General features: G+C 60.6%; 15 protein-coding genes. 10 read left to right on the top strand and 5 right to left on the bottom strand.

The features are described 5' to 3' along the window. Window positions 1-939: an AraC family transcriptional regulator gene (locus JQ573_RS20090; protein ID WP_212316623.1), complete on the bottom strand. Its 939-nt coding sequence runs from the start codon at window positions 937-939 to the stop codon at window positions 1-3. A 217-nt stretch (window positions 940-1,156) separates the two neighbouring features. Then, window positions 1,157-2,086, bottom strand: coding sequence for a helix-turn-helix domain-containing protein (locus JQ573_RS20085; RefSeq protein ID WP_212316621.1), 930 nt, complete (start codon window positions 2,084-2,086; stop codon window positions 1,157-1,159). A 438-nt stretch (window positions 2,087-2,524) separates the two neighbouring features. On the opposite strand from JQ573_RS20085, the gene JQ573_RS20080 reads away from it, so the two are divergent. The 9 genes from JQ573_RS20080 (at window position 2,525) to JQ573_RS20040 (ending at window position 12,854) form a co-directional block, all read left to right on the top strand. Next, on the top strand, window positions 2,525-3,493 hold the full coding sequence (locus JQ573_RS20080) for an AraC family transcriptional regulator (RefSeq protein ID WP_212316620.1): 969 nt from the start codon (window positions 2,525-2,527) through the stop codon (window positions 3,491-3,493). A 50-nt stretch (window positions 3,494-3,543) separates the two neighbouring features. After that, window positions 3,544-4,497, top strand: coding sequence for an AraC family transcriptional regulator (locus JQ573_RS20075; RefSeq protein ID WP_212316619.1), 954 nt, complete (start codon window positions 3,544-3,546; stop codon window positions 4,495-4,497). A gap of 508 nt (window positions 4,498-5,005) precedes the next feature. Beyond that, on the top strand, window positions 5,006-6,208 hold the full coding sequence (locus tag JQ573_RS20070; protein WP_212316618.1) for an NAD(P)/FAD-dependent oxidoreductase: 1,203 nt from the start codon (window positions 5,006-5,008) through the stop codon (window positions 6,206-6,208). Between the two features lie 108 nt (window positions 6,209-6,316). Then, on the top strand, window positions 6,317-7,243 hold the full coding sequence (locus JQ573_RS20065; RefSeq protein ID WP_212317226.1) for an MBL fold metallo-hydrolase: 927 nt from the start codon (window positions 6,317-6,319) through the stop codon (window positions 7,241-7,243). Between the two features lie 167 nt (window positions 7,244-7,410). Next, window positions 7,411-8,559 (top strand): HlyD family secretion protein, encoded by a 1,149-nt coding sequence (locus JQ573_RS20060; RefSeq protein ID WP_212316617.1) that lies wholly within the window; start codon window positions 7,411-7,413, stop codon window positions 8,557-8,559. Between the two features lie 31 nt (window positions 8,560-8,590). Then, window positions 8,591-10,210 (top strand): MDR family MFS transporter, encoded by a 1,620-nt coding sequence (locus JQ573_RS20055; RefSeq protein WP_212316616.1) that lies wholly within the window; start codon window positions 8,591-8,593, stop codon window positions 10,208-10,210. Window positions 10,211-10,242: 32 nt separating this feature from the next. Further along, window positions 10,243-10,707, top strand: coding sequence for a carboxymuconolactone decarboxylase family protein (locus JQ573_RS20050; protein WP_212316615.1), 465 nt, complete (start codon window positions 10,243-10,245; stop codon window positions 10,705-10,707). Between the two features lie 107 nt (window positions 10,708-10,814). Beyond that, window positions 10,815-11,525 (top strand): SDR family NAD(P)-dependent oxidoreductase, encoded by a 711-nt coding sequence (locus tag JQ573_RS20045; RefSeq protein ID WP_212316614.1) that lies wholly within the window; start codon window positions 10,815-10,817, stop codon window positions 11,523-11,525. 15 nt (window positions 11,526-11,540) lie between these two features. Further along, the gene (locus JQ573_RS20040) at window positions 11,541-12,854 is read left to right on the top strand and encodes a threonine/serine exporter ThrE family protein (protein ID WP_212316613.1); all 1,314 of its coding nucleotides are present in this window, start codon (window positions 11,541-11,543) and stop codon (window positions 12,852-12,854) included. Window positions 12,855-13,299: 445 nt separating this feature from the next. Here JQ573_RS20040 and JQ573_RS20035 read toward each other — a convergent pair whose 3' ends face one another. From JQ573_RS20035 to JQ573_RS20025, 3 genes are all read right to left on the bottom strand, one after another. Further along, complete coding sequence (locus tag JQ573_RS20035; protein ID WP_212316611.1) at window positions 13,300-13,716, bottom strand: hypothetical protein; 417 nt, start codon at window positions 13,714-13,716, stop codon at window positions 13,300-13,302. A gap of 71 nt (window positions 13,717-13,787) precedes the next feature. After that, entirely contained in the window at window positions 13,788-15,113 is a 1,326-nt protein-coding gene (locus JQ573_RS20030) for a serine hydrolase (RefSeq protein ID WP_212317224.1), read from the bottom strand. 394 nt (window positions 15,114-15,507) lie between these two features. Further along, a complete protein-coding gene (locus JQ573_RS20025) occupies window positions 15,508-16,830 on the bottom strand; it encodes a hypothetical protein (protein ID WP_212316609.1) in 1,323 nt (440 codons plus the stop codon). A 483-nt stretch (window positions 16,831-17,313) separates the two neighbouring features. Here JQ573_RS20025 and JQ573_RS20020 point away from each other — a divergent pair, with 483 nt between their 5' ends. Continuing rightward, complete coding sequence (locus JQ573_RS20020) at window positions 17,314-18,582, top strand: M20 family metallopeptidase (protein WP_212316607.1); 1,269 nt, start codon at window positions 17,314-17,316, stop codon at window positions 18,580-18,582. Window positions 18,583-18,625: the final 43 nt, after the last annotated feature.

The following is an 18,625-nucleotide window of genomic DNA, read 5'->3' as shown; positions in this document are numbered from 1 at the left end:
TTACCCAGAATCACGCATCCCTTCGGACAGGCCGAGCTTTTCGCGGCGCCATACTCCCGGGCTGATCCCGACCGTGGCCGTAAACACCCGCGTGAAGTGACTCTGGTTGGCAAAGCCGGCCGATATCGCAATCTCGGCCAAGGGCAACTCGCGCACCGTCATCAGCTGCTTTGCGGCCTTCACGCGCTGGCGAAGCAGCCACTGATGCGGCGGCAAGCCGGCGGAGCTACGAAAAGCCCGTGAAAAATAGCTCACCGAAAGGTCGAACTCAGCTGCAATTTGTTGTAGCGAAAGTTCTCCGCCCAGATCGGCATCCAGCCTTTCGCAGGCCCGTTTCAACTGCCAAGGCGCGAGACCGCCGTGGACCGACTTAGTGACGCGCATTCTGCCATAGGTCTGCGCGACGTGCGCCGTAAGTGCGAGCATCGTGTAATCGATGAAGAGCCGGCTGGTCTCGGTCGGCCGGCGTAGCGCTGGCAGGAGCGCCCCACCGATATGACGGACGACTGCGTCGTCATGGCCGACGCCAAGCTGACAAGGCAGCTGACCAACGCGCGGTGCACGGAATTGCTCGGCGATGCCGTCGAGCGCTGAGCGCGGAAGATAGAAATGGAGAGAGTGGAACGGCTTGTTGATAACGAAGCGCAGATCCGTCTTCATGTCATACAGATACGTTGCGCCCGCTCGGATATCGGCCTTGGTAACACATTTGCCGTGTGCCCAGAGCTCGCAGCTCGGGTAGTCGTTAAGTTTCAGGCTAACAACAAAGGAGTCCTCAAGGGGCATCGCGCCGGAAAGGCTTCGCGCGGGGGCATCATCGCGGGTCTCAGTGACGGCGATTTCGGTGTTGCGCAGCGAACGCGTAATCAACGAGGACGGTTGCTGCTCAAGGCGACAGAACTGCTTGGCATTCTCGCCGTAGAAACCCCTCTCTGTCATGTGGCCGGTCTCATCGCTGGTAGCTGGGCCAGGCGGTTCTCGCTCGCCTGCGGGCTGCGTTCATTACCCTATTACGCGAAAGACATCGATCAACGATGCTGACCTAGCGCCTACGGGCCACTCATCACACGACGTCAGGCAAGCAGAGATTGAAGCCGGGTTCAGGCAAAACACAGCCGTTCTGGAACACAACCCGCAATTCTCGCATTGGCCGGCATCACGTATCCCCTCCGGACATGCCGAGCTTTTCGCGGCGCCACACGCCCGGGCTGATCCCGAGCGTGGCCGTAAACACCCGCGTAAAGTGACTTTGGTTGGCAAAGCCGGCAGATATCGCGATCTCGGCCAATGGCAACTCACGCACTGTCATCAACTGCTTCGCAGCCTTCAGGCGCTGGCGAAGCAGCCATTGATGAGGCGGCAGACCGGTGGAACCGCGAAAGGCACGTGAGAAATGGCCGACCGAAAGGCCAAATTCAGCCGCGATCTGTTGCAGCGAAAGTTTACCGCCCAGATCGGAATCTAGCCTTTCACAAGCTCGCCTTACCTGCCAAGGCGCGAGGCTGCCACGAGCCGACCTGGTGACGCGCTGCAGTCCACCATAGGCCTGTGCGATATGCGCGCCGAACGCGAGCATCATGTGATCAATGAAAAGTTGGTTCGCTTCGTCCGGTCGACGCAGCGCTTGCAGCAGCGACGCCCCGACATGGCGCATCACGTCGTCGTCATGACCAGTACCAAATTGACAGGCAAGATCATCGGCGTGTGGCGCGCCCGCTTCTTCAGCAACACGATCGAGCGCCGAACGTGGCAGATAAAACTGGATTGAATGGAACGGCTTGTCGATCACATAGCGAGGATCTTGCCTGAGATCATACAGCCACGTCGTACCGGCCTTGACATCCGCCTTCGTGACACACTTACCGTGCTTCCAGAGTTCGCACTCCGGATAGTCGTGAAGTTTCAGGCTGACGATATAAGCCTCGTCTGCCATCGACCCCGAGAGACCTGGCACAGGATTGTCATTCTGCGTTTCGCTGGCGGCAAGATCAATTCCGCGCGTTGAGCGGGTTACCAGCGAGCTTGGCACGTCTTTCAGGTGCAGGTACTGCCTGACCCTCTGTCCGAAGGTGCCTGCCTGGGTCATGGATGTCGGTTCTCATCGCAAGGGGTCGGGGCAAGCGGTTCTTCAATCGCCGCGCCCGCAATTATCAGGGATCGGCACGCTGCGGTCTAGATTTGGAGCGACACGAACGGCCATTATGACCGCTTTACGACGCGACATTTTCCGCAGGGATTTCAACACTCACGGCGCGATCGAGGACAAAACCTATCAGCGAGGCTGACCTAAAGTCTACGGCCACCGATCACAAGGACGTTAAGCAAGCGAAGCCTCAAGCAGAATTTGGCAAAACACCTCCGTTTTAGGAAAGAAACCGTAGTTCTCCGCGCCTAGAACGCGCAGCGAACGCTCGCAGCATTCACCGGCATCTCCTACGAGCAGACACAAGGCGGCGACTTCGCGTGAGCACGTGGAGTCGAGCCGGTAGCGCGTGCGCATGGCCTCCGATACGAGCAAAAGCCAATGAGCCACCCGATCCAACACGATGCCCCAGAGTACTCACCAGCCTCGTCCGAGCTACATCAACGAGAGTCGCTCAGCCACGAGTATCGCGCCGCCGATGCGGAAATGGCGCGCGTGCTCGGGACGACACCATTCCGCATGGCTTTGGATTCTTCTGGCGCTGGGATTGCGCATTGGAAGCACGACCCGTTGCACGACGTCGTCGAACCTATGAGCCACCATGTCATCATGGCCTATAACGGCTTGACACAGCGCGTGGAGCGGCAGTCAGGAAAATCGGTCGAGATTGGAACGTTCCGTCGCGGCGCTGTGATCATCATTCCGGAAGGATCGAGCTCGCGATGGGACATTCCGAAACCCGTCGATGTCGTTCAACTCTATCTTCCTCACGCAACACTCAAGCGCGTTGCCGAAGAAGTTGCCACAGGCACACCGAACGATCTCCTGGAGCGAACGGGACATCCGGATCCCGTCACTTCCCGATTACTCTTGGGCGCGGCGGGTGTGCTGGACGGCCATGGTGCTCTCGAGGGCCATGGGGCTCTGGATCGGCTATTCAGGCATCAATTGACGGACCTGTTGGCCCTGCGGCTTTTGGCTACACATACCGGATCGAAAACCAAATTGCAGGCGACCATCGGCGGACTTTCGCCGAAGGTCCTGGCTCGCGCCATCGAGCGCCTGCGCTCGGAGAGCGATGAGGATGTCTCCCTCGATGCGCTTGCGTCAGATGCGGGCATATCCCGCTTCCACTTTTGCCGCGCCTTCAAAGAAAGCACCGGGCTTTCCCCTCATGCTTGGCTGCGGCAGCACCGTCTCGAGCGGGCGATGAATATCCTTCGGGGTACTGACGAATCGATCGCTTTGGTGGCGGCGGAGCTCGGCTATGCCTCGCAGACAGCCTTCGCCGCAGCCTTTAGACGCCTGACCGGCGAGACGCCCGCCGATTGGCGGCGTCACGTGCGCTAATACAATCGCTTGAGAGCAACGAAGTGTCTTCTGACCCCGAGGACCGCTCCATGAACACTCCGGTCGTGCACGATCATTTGCAGGCATCTCAACCTCGTCCGTCCGGCGCAGGATCGAACAATTTGCCCGTCAGCGATCTGCATCCTGCCGACGCGGAGATGGCGCGTGTACTGAAGACATCGCCACTCCAAATAGCTTCCGACCCTTCCAATGGCTCCATCGCGCATTGGAAGCATGGAGCCCTGCACGACGTGGTTGAGCCCATGGCCGACCACGTTATCATGACCTACCCAACGGGCGTTCAGCGCCTCGAGCGACGGTCCGGAAAATCGGTTGCTGTTGGGACGGCGCGATCGGGTGTAGTGACGATCATTCCGGCGGGTTCGCGAGCCAGATGGGATATTCCTGGCTTTGTGGATGTCATCCAACTCTATCTCCCTCATGCAACACTCGAACGCGTTGCTCGCGAAGCCGAAGTTCCTGCGCCCGGCGATCTCCGGGAGCGCACGGGACATCCAGACGCCCTCACATCCTCGTTGCTGATAAGCGCTGCGGATTTGCTGGAGGGCAATGCGGCAATAGACGCGCTGTTGAGACAGCAACTGACCGACACTGTGGCGACGCGTATTCTCGCTGAGCACGCCGACGCGTCAACCGCATTCGGGCCGATCACTGGCGGACTTTCTCCACATGCGCTGCGACGAGCGATCGAGCGCTTGGGTTCGGACAGTGATGCTGACGTCTCTCTTGCGGCTCTTGCCACCGACGCCGGCCTGTCCCGTTTTCATTTTTGTCGCGCCTTCAAGGAAAGTACTGGGCTTTCGCCCCATGCCTGGCTACGTCAACAGCGGCTCGAGCGGGCGATGAACTTGCTCCGCGATACCGACGCGGCTATCGCGACGGTGGCCGCGGAGCTTGGCTATGCTTCTCAAACGGCCTTCACCGCAGCGTTCAGGAATCTGACCGGAGAAACACCGAGCGATTGGCGACGACGCATGCGCTAACCGCAATCTCTCTTCAAAGACGTCAATCTCTCTGGCGCGGCTGCAGGTTTGATCCGCTAGATAAACAGGGTGCCCACGATCCATTAGACGGAGACCGACAATGATCTGGAAGCGCTTCGTGAGCCTCCCCTCTTTCGAACCACGACGAAGGATCGTCGCGACCACAATCGTGTACGGGCTTTCACTGGCAGTTCGCTTCACATCGGCAACCGGTGATGAGGTGGAAATTCCACCGCAATCCCTGCAGTACCCCAATCCAGGGATGTCTGTCGTGACAAGGGACAGCGCCCAACTCCCCTACGCTGAATGGATCCCGAGCGCCCCTCGGCCAATCTTGCTGCGCAGCGAATATCCACGGCGAACACCACCGGTCGCAGGCTGTCTCTCGCCCTAGACTACCGATTTCGTCTCACGTCTTCGCGCCAACATTGTCTGCAGAACGCTTGCCGCAAAAGCGGCGACGATGGCGCGCGCATGCCCGGAAGAACCAAACCACAGGAGTAGTCACATGAGACTCGTCATCATCGGCGCCGGCTTCGCCGGCATGTATGCCGCACTTTCCGCCGCCCGCCTGCGCGATATCCACGGCGTTTCGTCCGATACGTTTGAGATCGTGCTGGTCGCGCCGGAGCCCGCACTCGTGATTCGTCCGCGGCTCTATGAATCGAAGCCAGAGACCCTGACAGCGCCGCTCTCGGATGTGCTGAACGCCATCGACGTCACCTATATGCGGGGCAGCGCGGGGACGGTCGCCACGAAGTCCCGCACCGTAACCATTGCGACCGCAACGGGCACTAATGAGCTCTCCTACGACCGTCTGGTCGTGGCCACCGGCAGCCGGCTGTTCCGACCGGACATTCCCGGCCTTTCCGCGCACGGTTTCAGCGTTGACCAGCTCGACGATGCCATTGCGCTCGACAAGCATCTGCATGGCCTGGCAGGCCGGCCGGCAAGCAGCGGACGCGATACCGTGGTCGTTGCCGGCGGCGGTTTCACCGGCATCGAGGCTGCTACCGAGATGCCGGCGCGACTACGTGCGATCCTCGGCAAGGATGCCAAGCCGCGCATCATCATCGTCGAAAGGAACGCCGCGGTCGCACCGAACATGGGCTCGGATTCTCGTCCGGTCATTGAGGACGCACTGCGCAAGCTGGGGATCGAAACGCGGGTCGCTACCGGCGTCGCATCGCTCGATGAAGGCGGTGTCACGCTGTCCGACGGTGAGCGCATTGAAGCGGCGACCGTGGTTTGGGCGGCGGGCATCCGTGCCGCTCCGCTAGCCGCGGAGATTCCGGGCGAGCGTGACAGGTTCGGCCGACTGCTGGTCGATCGTGACTTGCGCGTTCCGGGGGTGGCTGGCGTCTTTGCCACCGGCGACGCCGCACGTGCGGCATGCGACGATGCCGGCAACTACGCACTGATGTCGTGCCAGCATGCGACCCGCATGGGCGCCTTTGCCGGCCACAACGCCGCCGCCGAGCTGCTGGGCAAGCCGACCAAACCTTATCACCAGAAAGTCTACGTCACCTGTCTCGACCTTGGCGAGGCTGGCGCGCTGTTCACGCGCGGATGGGAGCGCAAGCTCGAAATCGTCGGCGATGACGCCAAGAAGACCAAGCGCGAGATCAACACCGTCTGGATCTATCCGCCGAAAGCCGATCGCGCTGCAGCTCTCGCTTCAGCAGATCCGGAACAGGTAGTGAATCTCTAGTTGCCTCAAGCGAAGACGGCCGCGCTCCTCGACGTGCGCGGTCTGCTCAAGCACCACCCGACGTGAAACTTCACCACGAAACAGGAGACCACAATGACTGTGAAACAGATGACCAAACCCGTCCCGGGCAACCCCTCACATTCTGGCACGACTGAGCCTGAAGAACTGGTGCCGTCGCGTTACGCACTGAAGGTCGGCGAGATCGAGGTACTCGTCGTCAGCGATGGGGTGCTCCCACTCCCGGCCACGATGCTGGCACATAACGTCGCCTCATCGGTTCGAAATGCCTGGCTGGATGATATGTTCCTGCCGTCAGACGCTTTCGACTGGGCGCTCAATGCGGTCGTCGTGCGCAGCGGCGGCAAGACCATCCTCATCGACGCCGGCCTCGGATCCGACCCGGATCTGCACCTGCCACGGGCCGGTCAGTTGATCCGGCGCCTTGAGGCCATGGGCATCGATCTCACGTCCGTGACCGACGTGGTGCTGACCCACATGCACATGGACCATATCGGCGGCTTGCTTGCCGACGGCATCAAGGAGCGGCTGCGTCCGGACTTGCAGATCCACGTGGCGGCCGCTGAGGTTAGGTTCTGGGAGGCGCCCGATTTCTCCCGCACCGCCATGCCGCAGGGATTCCCGGACGCGCTTCGCGCCACTGCCAGGCGCTTCGCGCAGGAATACCGCGACCAGCTCCGGCAATTCGACAACGAGCACGAGGTGGCGCCAGGAGTTGTGGTGTCTCGTACGGGCGGCCACACACCCGGTCACAGCGTGGTTCGCGTGGCCTCCGGCGGAGAGCGGCTGATGTTCGCCGGCGACGCCGTGTTTTCGGTCGGGTTCGACCACCCCGACTGGCACAACGGTTTCGAGCACGACCCCGAGGAAGCGACGCGGGTTCGCGTCCAACTGCTACGGGAGCTTGCCAAGACCGGCGAATTGCTGGTGGCCACTCACATGCCGTTCCCGTCCATAGGCCGGGTCGCAGTCGATGGCGACGCCTTCCGCTTCGTGCCGGCCTTCTGGGACTACTGACGGACTGAACGGGCGCGGGCTTCTTTGCCATCAAGAGCCCGCGCCCTGGCACTGCGCCGCCACGCCGGTCGGCACGCGCCGTGTCGACCTCCTGCACTCGCCCATCACCCATGTTGTTCATCGCCCCGATTGACCTTCCGCGCTGCCTGCAGACACCGGAGAACCCCATGTCCACTCTCACCTACGCTCCCGAGCAATCCGTCAAGACCGGCCTTCGCTCATCCAGGCAGGCCATCAAACGATCGGCGATCGCATTCGCCGCAATGCTCGGCGTCGCCGGCGCGACCGCTTTCGCCCGTTACTACGTCACGACCGGCCGCTATTTGCAGACCACCGACGACGCCTATGTGAAGGCAGACTCCACGATCATCGCGCCGAAGGTTTCCGGCTACATCTCCGATGTGCTGGTTGCCGATAACCAGCCGGTGAAGGCCGGCCAGCTCCTGGCCCGGATCGACGATCGCGATTTCAAGACCGCGGCGGAGCAGGCCAGGGCCGACGTCGCCGCTTCCGAAGCCGCGATCCGCAACCTCGATGCCCAGATCGAGCTACAACAGCCGGTAATCCAGCAGCAGGCCGCCCAGGTCGACGCGACCGAAGCCAACCTGAAATTCGCGCAGCAGGAGCGCGCCCGCTACGACGACCTCATGAAGACGGGCGCCGGAACTATTCAACGCGCCCAGCAAACCGACGCGGCGTTGCGCGCGCAGACGGCGCAGCTGCAGCAGGGCAAGGCGGGATTGTCCGCGGCCAATAAGACCGTCGAGGTGCTCTCGACCCAACGCGCCCAAGCCGTCGCGCGACTTGAACATGAACGAGCGCTTGAGCAGCAGGCTGCATTGAACCTGTCCTACACACGGATTACCGCGCCCGTCGACGGAACCGTCGGCGCACGCACGCTGAGGGTCGGGCAATATGTGCAGGCCGGTACGCAGCTGATGGCCGTCGTCCCTCTCGATCAGGTCTACGTGGTTGCCAATTTCAAGGAGACCCAGCTCACCTATGTGCGCAATGGCCAGCCCGTCGATCTGCGTGTCGACAGCTTCCATTCGACCAGGCTGAAAGGGCACGTCGACAGCCTGTCGCCGGCGAGCGGCCTGGAGTTCGCGTTGCTGCCGCCCGACAACGCCACCGGCAACTTCACCAAGATCGTGCAACGCGTCCCCGTCAAGATCGTGCTCGACGACCGGAGCCTGAGCGGTCTGCTGCGTCCCGGCATGTCGGCGGTGCCGACCGTCAACACCAAATCGACCGTCGTGGCCGAGCGCAAGGCCGCGAAACAACTGGCGTTGCGCGACGGCGAGCCCCGCAGCTGATCGATTCTCCGGCGCACTCGAGGAGACAACCATGACCGCACTGCAAGCCCGCATCGACGGCATTCCGACTGGCCAACATCTATCGTCCTCCGCAGCGCCGGCGTCTCCCGTCGTCTCCGCAAAGACCTGGCTTGCGGTAACCGGGGCCACGCTGGGCGCGTTCATGGCCGTGCTCAACATCCAGATCGTCAACGCCTCGCTTGCCGACATCCAAGGTGGCATCGGTGCGGGCCTCGATGACGGGGGCTGGATCTCGACCTCATACCTGATTGCCGAGATCGTAGTGATCCCGCTCAGCGGCTGGCTTTCCCAGGTCTTCTCTGTTCGCATCTATCTGCTCGTCAACGCATTCCTGTTCCTCGTGTTCTCAGCGGCCTGCGCGATGGCGCAGGATCTGCCGCAGATGATCGCGCTGCGTGCCGTGCAGGGTTTCACCGGCGGTGTGCTGATTCCGATGGCGTTCACGCTGATCATCACGCTCTTGCCGAGAGCTAAACAGCCGATCGGATTGGCGATGTTCGCCATCTCGGCGACGTTCGCGCCGGCGATCGGTCCGACCATCGGTGGCTACCTCACCGAGAATTTCGGCTGGGAGTATGTCTTCTATGTCAACATCATTCCGGGCGCCGTGATGATCGCGATGCTCTATGTCTCGCTGGAAGCGAAGCCGATGAAGCTCTCGCTGCTGCGCGAAGGCGACTGGTCCGGCGTCATCACGATGACGATTGGCCTCGCCGCCCTCCAGACTGTATTGGAAGAAGGCAACAAGGACGACTGGTTCGGCTCACCTTTCATCGTGCGGCTGGCGGTGATCGCCGCCGTCGCGCTGACGCTGTTCCTCGTGGTTGAGCTGACCACAAACAAGCCGCTGCTGAACCTGCGCATCCTACTGCGTCGCAATTTCGGCTTCGGCGTGCTCGCGAACTTCCTGCTCGGCGTCGCGCTTTATGGCTCGGTCTATGTCCTGCCTGTCTATCTATCCCGTATCCAGGGCTACAATTCGGAGCAGATCGGCATGGTATTGGCTTGGACCGGCCTTCCGCAACTCGTCCTGATCCCGCTAGTGCCGCGCCTCATGAAGCGCGTCGACCCGCGGCTCGTGATCAGCGTCGGCTTTGCGCTGTTCGCAGCCTCTAACTTCATGAACATCTACATGACCAATGACTACGCGGCCGACCAGTTGTTCTGGCCGAACGTCGTCCGCGCGATCGGGCAAGCCCTTTGCTTTGCGCCCCTCTCAGCGGTCGCGACCTCCGGGATCGAGCAGGAGAACGCCGCCTCCGCGTCCGCCCTGTTCAACATGATGCGCAACCTCGGTGGCGCGATCGGGATCGCCGCGCTGCAGACACTACTCACCAAACGCGAGCAATACCACTCCAATCTGCTTTCGCAGCAGGTCACCATATTCGAGCAGGCGACCCGTACGCGGCTCGATCAACTGACGCAGTATTTCATAAGCCATGGCGTGATCGATCGCGTCGACGCCATCCACCGCGCCTATGTCGCGATTGGGAAGATCATCCAGAAGCAGGCCTTCATTCTCGGCTTCAGCGACACCTTCTATCTGCTCGGCGTCTCGCAGCTCATCGCCCTGAGCGCGGCGCTCATGCTCACCAAACCCGACCGCCTCGACGGCGGGGGCGCTCACTGACGACCGTCTTCAACCTCGAAAGGAGAACGACCATGAAGCCTCGCATAAATTTCTACCAGGCCGCCCCCGAGACCATCAAGGCACTCGCCGCGGTCGAGATGCAGATCCAATCATCCGGGCTCGAACTGTCTCTGATTGAGCTTGTCCGAACCCGAGCCTCCCAGATCAACGGCTGTGCTTTCTGCATCAACATGCACACGCAGGATGCGCGCAAGCACGGCGAAACCGAACAACGCCTCTATCTTCTTGATGCCTGGCGCGAGGCGCCGATCTATACCGAGCGCGAACGCGCCGGGCTGGCCTGGACCGAGGCTGTGACATTGATCACTGAGACGCATGCGCCCGACGATGTGTACGAGGAGCTCCGCAGGCATTTCTCCGAGGCCGAGGCCACCAACCTGACTATACTGATCGGCACCATCAACGCATGGAACCGGCTCTCGATCGCTTTCCGTGCGGTGCCGCCCGCCAAGGCGAAGCCGGCGACGGCTGCGTGAGCGTCACGGGCACGTCGATCTCTGTCGACGGCGGCTGGACCGCACGATGACACGGCGAGCGCCGCAACCGGCGCCTGCCGCCTTAATATTAAAACATGGAGGCCATCGTGGCTGCAGAACACAAAGTCGCTATCATCACAGGCGCGTCGCAGGGTATCGGCGAGGCCCTGGTCGGGGCATATCGCGATCGCAATTTTTGTGTGGTTGCGAATTCACGCTCGATCAGGCCGTCGTCTGATCCGGATATCCTGGCCGTTGCCGGCGATATCGTCGATCCGAGGACTGCGGAACGTATCGTCTCGCAAGCGCTCGAGCGCTTCGGTCGCGTGGACACGCTAATCAACAACGTCGGAATCTTCATTGGAAAGCCATTCACCCAATATACGGCTGAAGATCATTCCAACATGCTGGCGATCAATCTCACCGGCTTCTTCCATATCACTCATCGCGCCGTCGCAGAGATGCTGAAGCGGCAATCCGGGCACATCGTGCAGATCACCAGCAGCCTCGACGAGAACGCAAATAGCCAGGCGCCGTCGGCGCTGGCGGCCTTAACGAAGGGTGGTTTGAACGCCGCAACGAAGTCACTCGCAGTCGAATATGCGAGCCGCGGTATCCGCGTCAATGCTGTGGCACCTGGCGCGGTCAAGACGCCAATGCATGCGCCAGAAACGTACGACTTCCTTGCCAAGCTGCATCCTGTCGGACGGATGGGTGAAGTGCGCGACGTCGTCGACGCGGTGATGTATCTCGAAGGCGCCAATTTCACCACCGGAGAGATCCTGCATGTCGACGGTGGACAGAGCGCCGGGCTCTAGGGCAGGAGCATTGTCATGCCGGTCACCACTCGAGAGCGCGCTTTGGCCGCTTCTTCCGGATGCCCATCTGCGCCCGGCCTCGCATTCGATTTCGGACCGCCAGCGAACGAGACATCACTTGGCATCGTCGCGCTGGCGGCCGCCCTCCTTTTCAAGAACGGGCAGACCACGGAACGGATGGCGGTCACAGTCGAACGCCTCGGACAGCGGTTGGGCCTGCCCGTGCGAGTTCTGCCAGATTGGGACAAACTCACTATCGAGATCGACGGCACATCCCTGTCGCAGACCGTTCCCACAAAACCGCTGGGCGTCGACATGAACAGGGTACTTGCTGTCAGCAAGGTCATTGATCGACTGTGCGACGGCTCGCTACGCTTGGAAGAGGCACGACCAGCACTGTTGTCGGCAGGAAATCTGCCGCCGGTATCCACGCTGCGTTTCACCTCATTTGCAGCCACCGGCGCGGCATCGCTCGGGGTGATATTTGGCGCGCTCGATATGACGAGCTTGATCCTGATCGCCGCGAGCGCCGCCCTCGGTGCGCTCGTCCGCCGCTGCTGGCTGTCAGGCCTCGGCACCAACCCTTTCACTCAGCCGCTTTGTGCCGCGCTCATCGCCGGGAGCGTGGCCGTCATATCTTCCACCAGCCTGCATCTGTCGAGCTCAGCTCTTGTCGCATTCTGTCCCTGCATGGTGCTGGTGCCTGGTCCACATTTGCTCAACGGCGCAATCGATCTGGTGCGCACGCGAATCGCACTTGGCATCGCACGCCTGGCCTATGCCGGCGTCGTCTTGCTGATGATCTGCGTTGGTCTGCTTCTGGGCTTCACAGCCGGCGGCGGCGTTCCGCCGGCGGCTGGATCTTCGGCGCCGGTTCCATTCTTGGCCGACGTGATTGCGGCAGGATGCGCCGTCGCCTCCTTCGGCACTCTCTTCTCGATGCCGTGGCGCACGTTGCCATTCCCCATCGTAGCCGGCATGGTGGGGCATGCAGCTCGCTGGGCACTGATCTCGCTCGCGGGGACGAATGTCGCGACTGGAGCGCTTGCCGCCTGCATCCTGATCAGCATCATCGTCACTCCGGTCGTAGACCGCCTACATTTGCCTTTCGCCGCGCTCGGCTTCTCCGCAGTTGTTTCTATGATACCGGGCTTCTTTCTCTTTACGGCAGCGAGCGCCGTCGTCGCGTTGATCTCGGCGGGCCCGCAGGCACCGATAACTCTGCTGACCGACATCGCCGTAAACGGCGTCACGGCGATTCTTGTCATTCTAGCCATGACTTTCGGGCTGATTTTGCCACGCATGCTGCTCGAACGACGTCACTCGTAATTTTGCGTAAGCTTAGTTGCTCGCATCGTTGGAGGCGCGTTTCGCGAAGGTCTGAATGATATTTGCTCGAGTCGCACGGATTGCCGGGCACAATGTCCGAAACAAGCAGGATCTTGATCGTCGGCAGAACCACCGGCGCCCTCGCAAATCCGCGATGGGCGATCGGGGACGCGCGAGCACTCAACTTGGTCGCGAGCGAACGTCTCGAAAATATCTGAATGCCAGACCGCAATGGCAAGGCTTCCGGCGGTTACCGTTCGCGTATTCGTTGTTATGGAATAACTCGGCCTTTAGACGAGCAAGGCCGGGCCTCGGAGAGACAACCGATCGTCTTCGGTACGCGACGTCCGCATCGATCTAAATTAGGAACCAGACATCAACGCCGCCCCCTCGGGAGGTCCGTGAAGGGCCACAAGCCGTCCTCGGACTTTTAACCCTATGAAACTTATTCCGGTAGCCCGGCCTGCCGCAAAGCCAGGTTCATCTTTTCTATGTATTCGGGCGAGAAACAGTACATCCGATAATACGCATTTGCCTCGCGGATCGTAAAATCCGGGCGCAACTTTAGAAGCTTCGCGATCTGCGCCTTCGCGTCGTCGAGCCGATTCAGAAGCGGCAGCGTATATGGTTGATCTAGGTGGCTGAGCCAGAAGCCGTCGATGTAGGCGTGCCGGAAGTCCTCAAGTGCTTGTTGGTACTCGCCCCTCCACCAATGGCGTTTTGCTGGGGCGTACCACCAGTTGTAGGAAGCGTTAGGACCGGCCAATCGAATGGCCTTTTCGGCAAGGGCAGAACCCTTGTCCCACTCTCCCATGAAAGCAAAACCAAGTCCCAGAGATCCCAGCGCGACCGGAGCAATCATGGTAGGAGCCGAGTGTATTGCGGGCTAACGACAATCGCGATTGGTCTTTGAGTGGATCAAGCTTTGACAGCCTACCTAACCATCGCATCGAAAATCAGCGGCGCCAACTCCGTCTCGATCCGCCCGCGCTGCGACGGTGACTGCATCATGCAGAGCACGAATAGGTCGTCGTTCGGGTCAACAAAGAAAAAGGCGCCGGCCACGCCATCCCATCCATAGACGCCCGGCGGCCAAGGCCTCTTCGGCTGCGGCGATGTGAGCACGGCGACGCCCAAACCGAACCCGGCGTGGACCGCCAGAAAATAGATACTGGAGGGTTCGATTCCGCTCCCGGGGCCGATTTGGTCCGACGTCATCAGGGCCGCCGTCTCCGGCTTCAGATAGCGTCGCCCGTCAAGCGCGCCGCCATTCAGCAGCATCTGCACAAAGCGCGCATAGTCGCCGGCCGTCCCGACCATGCCGGCGCCACCGGATTCCCAGCGCCTACGCACCGTCGGGTCCCTGATTCCGGCGATAGGCGGCTCGATCAGATCATCCGGCAGGAACTGGGCAACCAGCGGGCGCTTCGCCTCGTCAGCGACAAAAAACGCGGTATGGCTCATGCCAAGGGGATCCAGCAGCCGCTCCTTCTCGAACTGAAACAGCGATTGTCCCGAAGCCACCTCGATCACTCTCCCGAGCACATCGACGGAATGGCTGTAAGTCCACGTCGTGCCGGGCTGCTCGGCGAGCGGCAGCTTAGCCAGCCGCGCAGCGAACTCGGCGTTGTCAAAATCGCCGCTGTAAAGGTCGGCCTGCCGGTAGAGCTTTTGCACAGGGCCGTCGCCGTAAAACCCGTAGGTGATGCCGGAGGTCTGTCGCATCAGATCGAGTATGGTGATCGGACGCTTGAGCGGCTCCAGCGCAAACACCGACTTTCCGGTCTCATCAGGCTTTTCCACGCCGACCTTTACATCGGCGAAGGCCGGAATGTATTTGGAGAGGGGATCATCGAGCGACAGCTTGCCGTCGTCGACCAGCATCAGTGCGGCAACCGATGTGATCGGCTTCGACATCGAATAGTACCGAAAGATGGTGTCATCCGTCATCGGCACCTTGGTCGCGACGTCGCGCAGGCCAAATTTCTCATAATAGACGGGCTTTCCGTGCTGCTGGATCAACAGGATGGCGCCCGGAATTTTGCTGATCGCGATCTCATGACGCAGATAGTCACCGATCCGCTGAAGGCCTGGTTGCGAAAATCTCTGTGCGGCCGGCGTCTCTGCAAGCGCGGCGTTCAAACTTGCAGCGACGAGCGCGAACGCCGCCCACCATGCCGCCGCCCTAATTTGTTGACCAGCTCGCGCCAGACTTCCAAAATAGGTCGAGGTATCGCGTGGCGATGATAGGCTATCCATGTGAGCCTCACTGAAACGGTCCATGTGCGAGCCGCCGTTATTGCGATTACGAACGAGCCCGGCGAGCTTTTCCCGCTCAGAAGCTGAGATCGCTCCGAAAAGGTTCTCCTGTAGTGCGTTCCGAGCCAGCGGCATCCGGCTTGATATAGAGATCGACCGCTGCCCACCCCTCGTCAAGTTAGCCTGCTAGCGATCCTGCGCCCTACTCATGCGCTGCGCCGCTGGTGGTCGGCCTTTCCTTCGCCAGCCGTCCTGTGCGCCGTTGCTGCAGGTCTCGCCCAGCGCAGCGCCCTGGCGATTAACCATTTGCGAGCCCTTCGCGAATGAGATGTTATGGAAGAAGCCGGCCAATGGGCCTGTCAGGCCACCGTCGTCTCGCGATCGCCCCTTCAAATCAATGCCGCGCATCCGCCATTTGCTTGACTAGCTCGGGCAGTCCCCTAAGGTCGGGTGCCAGCACGGTCTGGAAACGCTGCGCAATTCCGCCAATCCGCGCGCGAAACGAGCGGTCGGCACGAAAAATATCGACATAGGGGACATAGAGCGAATGCAGCAGATCGCCCGCATCGCTGTGGCTCATTTGCCGGGTGCTCTTGGCGTCATCGACAAAGCGCGAATTGGCGGCCTCGAGGAGAACATCGAAAGCGGGCAACGAGCCGATGCTCGATGACGGAACGCAGCTATCCCAACGCGATTGGTCGATACCCAACCTTTCAAGCTTCTCGACATTGGCTTGAAACAAGTTTCTCAATTCGTCGTCGCGATATTTGCCGAGATCTGGCGGGATCACTCGCATCTGCTCGTCCCGGAACGACCGGATCTTCTTGGTTAAATCGCTTTCGCTAAGCTGCGGTTCATCCAGCCGCACAATCTCTCGGATAAACGCTTGATCCTCCGTCATTCTCTCGCGCAGCTCCGTGATGAGCTTCGCATTCTCCTGGCCAGACTGCCTGACGTCACCAGGAAGATCGTGGACCTCAGGGATTTCGTCGACACACCATTCGATAAAGGTTCTTGGATCGGAGAAAGCTGCGAGGCACTCCTCATGCAACTTGCGCTCACCCACCTCCCCTTGCAGGTAGCGGATCAGTAGTTTCTCCGACCAAAATTGCGGCCTGAAAGGCAATTTTGCGCGCCACTTTAGCAATAGGGAATCGATCTGATCCTTTGCAATGGCGAGAATCTTGGCGTTGGGTTTGCCATCGGGCAAGAAGTTCAACCCCGTTCGAGTTCGCGCCATGGGACCGAGCCGCATCTCGTCAATGATCTTTCTCGTGAAGCCAGCGATCTCGCTTTCAAGCCGACGCGTTAGCGCGACCGCCAGGCGCGGCGCCATGGCGGTGATCCAGTCCGGCAGCCATGTTGCATCCTCGACATAAACGCGAGCCTGGCTGCCTTTTTGGTGTTCGGGATACCCATCCTCGATGAGCGACCGAGCCTCGCACAGATAGAGCTTATCTGGATAAAGAAGCGCTCTGGCTTTGCACAGTTTCTGAAGAAGCTTAGCGCGGTCCAGTGCGTCTGGCTTCGCCGCCATGACCGTGTGGGCAAGTTCGATCACGTGAAAGAACGAAAAGCGGGTTTCGAGGACACCTTGCTCGATGAGTGCCAGCAGTGCATTGCGAGTGTCAGCGAAAGTGTCGTCGCGCTTTGCCAGATTACTGATATCGCTGCTATCCAGGTACAGCCGAATAGGCGTTTTGATAATCGACGGCATGATTCACTCCCGTCGCCAACGTGCTATTGCGCCGAACACATTCCACCAAGAATCGTAAGCCGTCCACCCAACCACACAGATTGAGTGTCATCGCCTCACGACCCCCGCAGCTTGGTCCACGTTCTGAAAATAAATCCAACCTGGAGTTCCTAGTCGGCGAGTCTCGGCTCTCTAAATATCTGAAAACTCTAACTTCTTTCTTCAACATATCCTTCCTTGTACCGATCCGAGGCGGAAAAGGACGATGGATCGAAAAAAAATCTGCGGGTGAGAGTGAGGCCGGTCCGCGAGCCACAAGTCCCAGAGGATTTGACCACCCCCCTCGCTTGCAACAGCGATCCATGCGGATGATGGATCGAAACCGATACCAGCCCGCTGGCCAACCAGCGACAAGCTGTCAACTTCGCTTGATGGCAAAAAAATCGATTGCGGCGCCGCCGAATGGGGACAAAATCGTGCACTGCAAGCTCGAAAGGTTTAGGCATGGCCCAAGCTCAGTCGCTCGCTTCAGACCCGGCATTGCGCAACCTCCATGCAATGCTTCCCGACCTCTCCGACCTATATAAGGATATACATTCGCACCCGGAACTGTCGATGCAGGAGACGCGCACGGCGGGTCTGGCGGCCGATCGACTTCGCGCTGCTGGCTACGAGGTGACGACAGCGATCGGAAAAACCGGCGTCGTCGGCCTGCTTAGGAATGGCGATGGCCCGACGGTCATGCTGCGGGCCGACATGGACGCGCTGCCCATCCAGGAAGCTACCGGTCTTCCTTATGCCAGCAAAGCCACGACGACGGACAAAGAGGGCAAGACCGTTCCTGTCTCACATATGTGCGGCCATGACATGCACGTCACCTGGCTCGCAGGCGCCGCCAAACTGATGGCGGAAGCTAAGGCTTCTTGGCGTGGCACGCTTATGGCCGTCTTTCAGCCGGCTGAGGAAACGGGCGAGGGCGCACAGGCCATGATCGACGCCGGTCTGTTCGAGCGCTTTCCGAAACCGGACGTAATCCTGGGCCAGCATGTGATGGTAGGTCCGTCTGGCACAGTTGCAGGTCGTGCTGGCGCGATCACGTCGGCGGCGGATAGCCTGCAGATCCGTCTGTTCGGCCGAGGAGCGCACGGCTCCATGCCCCAGGCCAGCATCGATCCCGTCGTCATGGCCGCTTCGACCGTTCTGAGGCTCCAAACCATCGTCTCACGCGAAGTAGCCGCTGCCGAGGCCGCCGTGCTGACCGTTGGCGTCCTCCAGGCAGGCACTAAGGAAAACGTGATCCCGGACGAGGCCATCATCAAGCTCAATGTCCGCACCTTCGACGTTGGCGTTCGCGCGCGGGTGCTGGCTGCAATCGAGCGGATTGCCAATGCCGAAGCGGCCGCTTCGGGGGCGCCGCGGCCGCCGGAGATCACGACTATCGATCAGTACCCTTTGAACGTGAACCATCAAAGAGCCACTGACCGGGTGGTTGATGCATTCCGGGGACATTTCGGCGCCGATCGTGTCCGGGCGACGGGGCCGGCTCCGGCGAGCGAGGACTTTGGATCGTTTGGGTCCCAATGGCACGTACCTTCGGTTTTCTGGTTTGTCGGCGGTACCGATCCACAGATCTACGAGAAAGCCAAGGAAGCGAACAAGCTCAACGAGCTTCCAGTGAACCACAGCCCGAAGTTCGCGCCCGTTCTCCACCCGACGCTACAAACCGGTGTCGAAGCGCTCGTCGTCGCGGCCTGTGCCTGGTTGCCAGCCTAGGCATGCATTCTGGCCAGTGAAGCATGTTTGTTCTCTCGTGAGT

It is taken from the genome of Bradyrhizobium sp. AUGA SZCCT0105 (genome assembly GCF_018129565.1).
GTDB lineage: Bacteria > Pseudomonadota > Alphaproteobacteria > Rhizobiales > Xanthobacteraceae > Bradyrhizobium.
This window is presented reverse-complemented; position numbering and strand designations above follow the sequence as displayed.

Excerpts from the sequence above, each read along its gene's own strand:
- JQ573_RS20080 (WP_212316620.1), top strand. The coding sequence starts at position 2,525 with ATGAGCCACCCGATCCAACACGATGCCCCAGAGTACTCACCAGCCTCG.
- JQ573_RS20025 (WP_212316609.1), bottom strand. The coding sequence starts at position 16,830 with ATGCCGTCGATTATCAAAACGCCTATTCGGCTGTACCTGGATAGCAGC.
- JQ573_RS20050 (WP_212316615.1), top strand. The coding sequence starts at position 10,243 with ATGAAGCCTCGCATAAATTTCTACCAGGCCGCCCCCGAGACCATCAAG.
- JQ573_RS20060 (WP_212316617.1), top strand. The coding sequence starts at position 7,411 with ATGTCCACTCTCACCTACGCTCCCGAGCAATCCGTCAAGACCGGCCTT.
- JQ573_RS20020 (WP_212316607.1), top strand. The coding sequence starts at position 17,314 with ATGGCCCAAGCTCAGTCGCTCGCTTCAGACCCGGCATTGCGCAACCTC.
- JQ573_RS20070 (WP_212316618.1), top strand. The coding sequence starts at position 5,006 with ATGAGACTCGTCATCATCGGCGCCGGCTTCGCCGGCATGTATGCCGCA.
- JQ573_RS20090 (WP_212316623.1), bottom strand. The coding sequence starts at position 939 with ATGACAGAGAGGGGTTTCTACGGCGAGAATGCCAAGCAGTTCTGTCGC.
- JQ573_RS20055 (WP_212316616.1), top strand. The coding sequence starts at position 8,591 with ATGACCGCACTGCAAGCCCGCATCGACGGCATTCCGACTGGCCAACAT.
- JQ573_RS20030 (WP_212317224.1), bottom strand. The coding sequence starts at position 15,113 with ATGGATAGCCTATCATCGCCACGCGATACCTCGACCTATTTTGGAAGT.
- JQ573_RS20040 (WP_212316613.1), top strand. The coding sequence starts at position 11,541 with ATGCCGGTCACCACTCGAGAGCGCGCTTTGGCCGCTTCTTCCGGATGC.
- JQ573_RS20075 (WP_212316619.1), top strand. The coding sequence starts at position 3,544 with ATGAACACTCCGGTCGTGCACGATCATTTGCAGGCATCTCAACCTCGT.
- JQ573_RS20085 (WP_212316621.1), bottom strand. The coding sequence starts at position 2,086 with ATGACCCAGGCAGGCACCTTCGGACAGAGGGTCAGGCAGTACCTGCAC.
- JQ573_RS20065 (WP_212317226.1), top strand. The coding sequence starts at position 6,317 with ATGACCAAACCCGTCCCGGGCAACCCCTCACATTCTGGCACGACTGAG.
- JQ573_RS20035 (WP_212316611.1), bottom strand. The coding sequence starts at position 13,716 with ATGATTGCTCCGGTCGCGCTGGGATCTCTGGGACTTGGTTTTGCTTTC.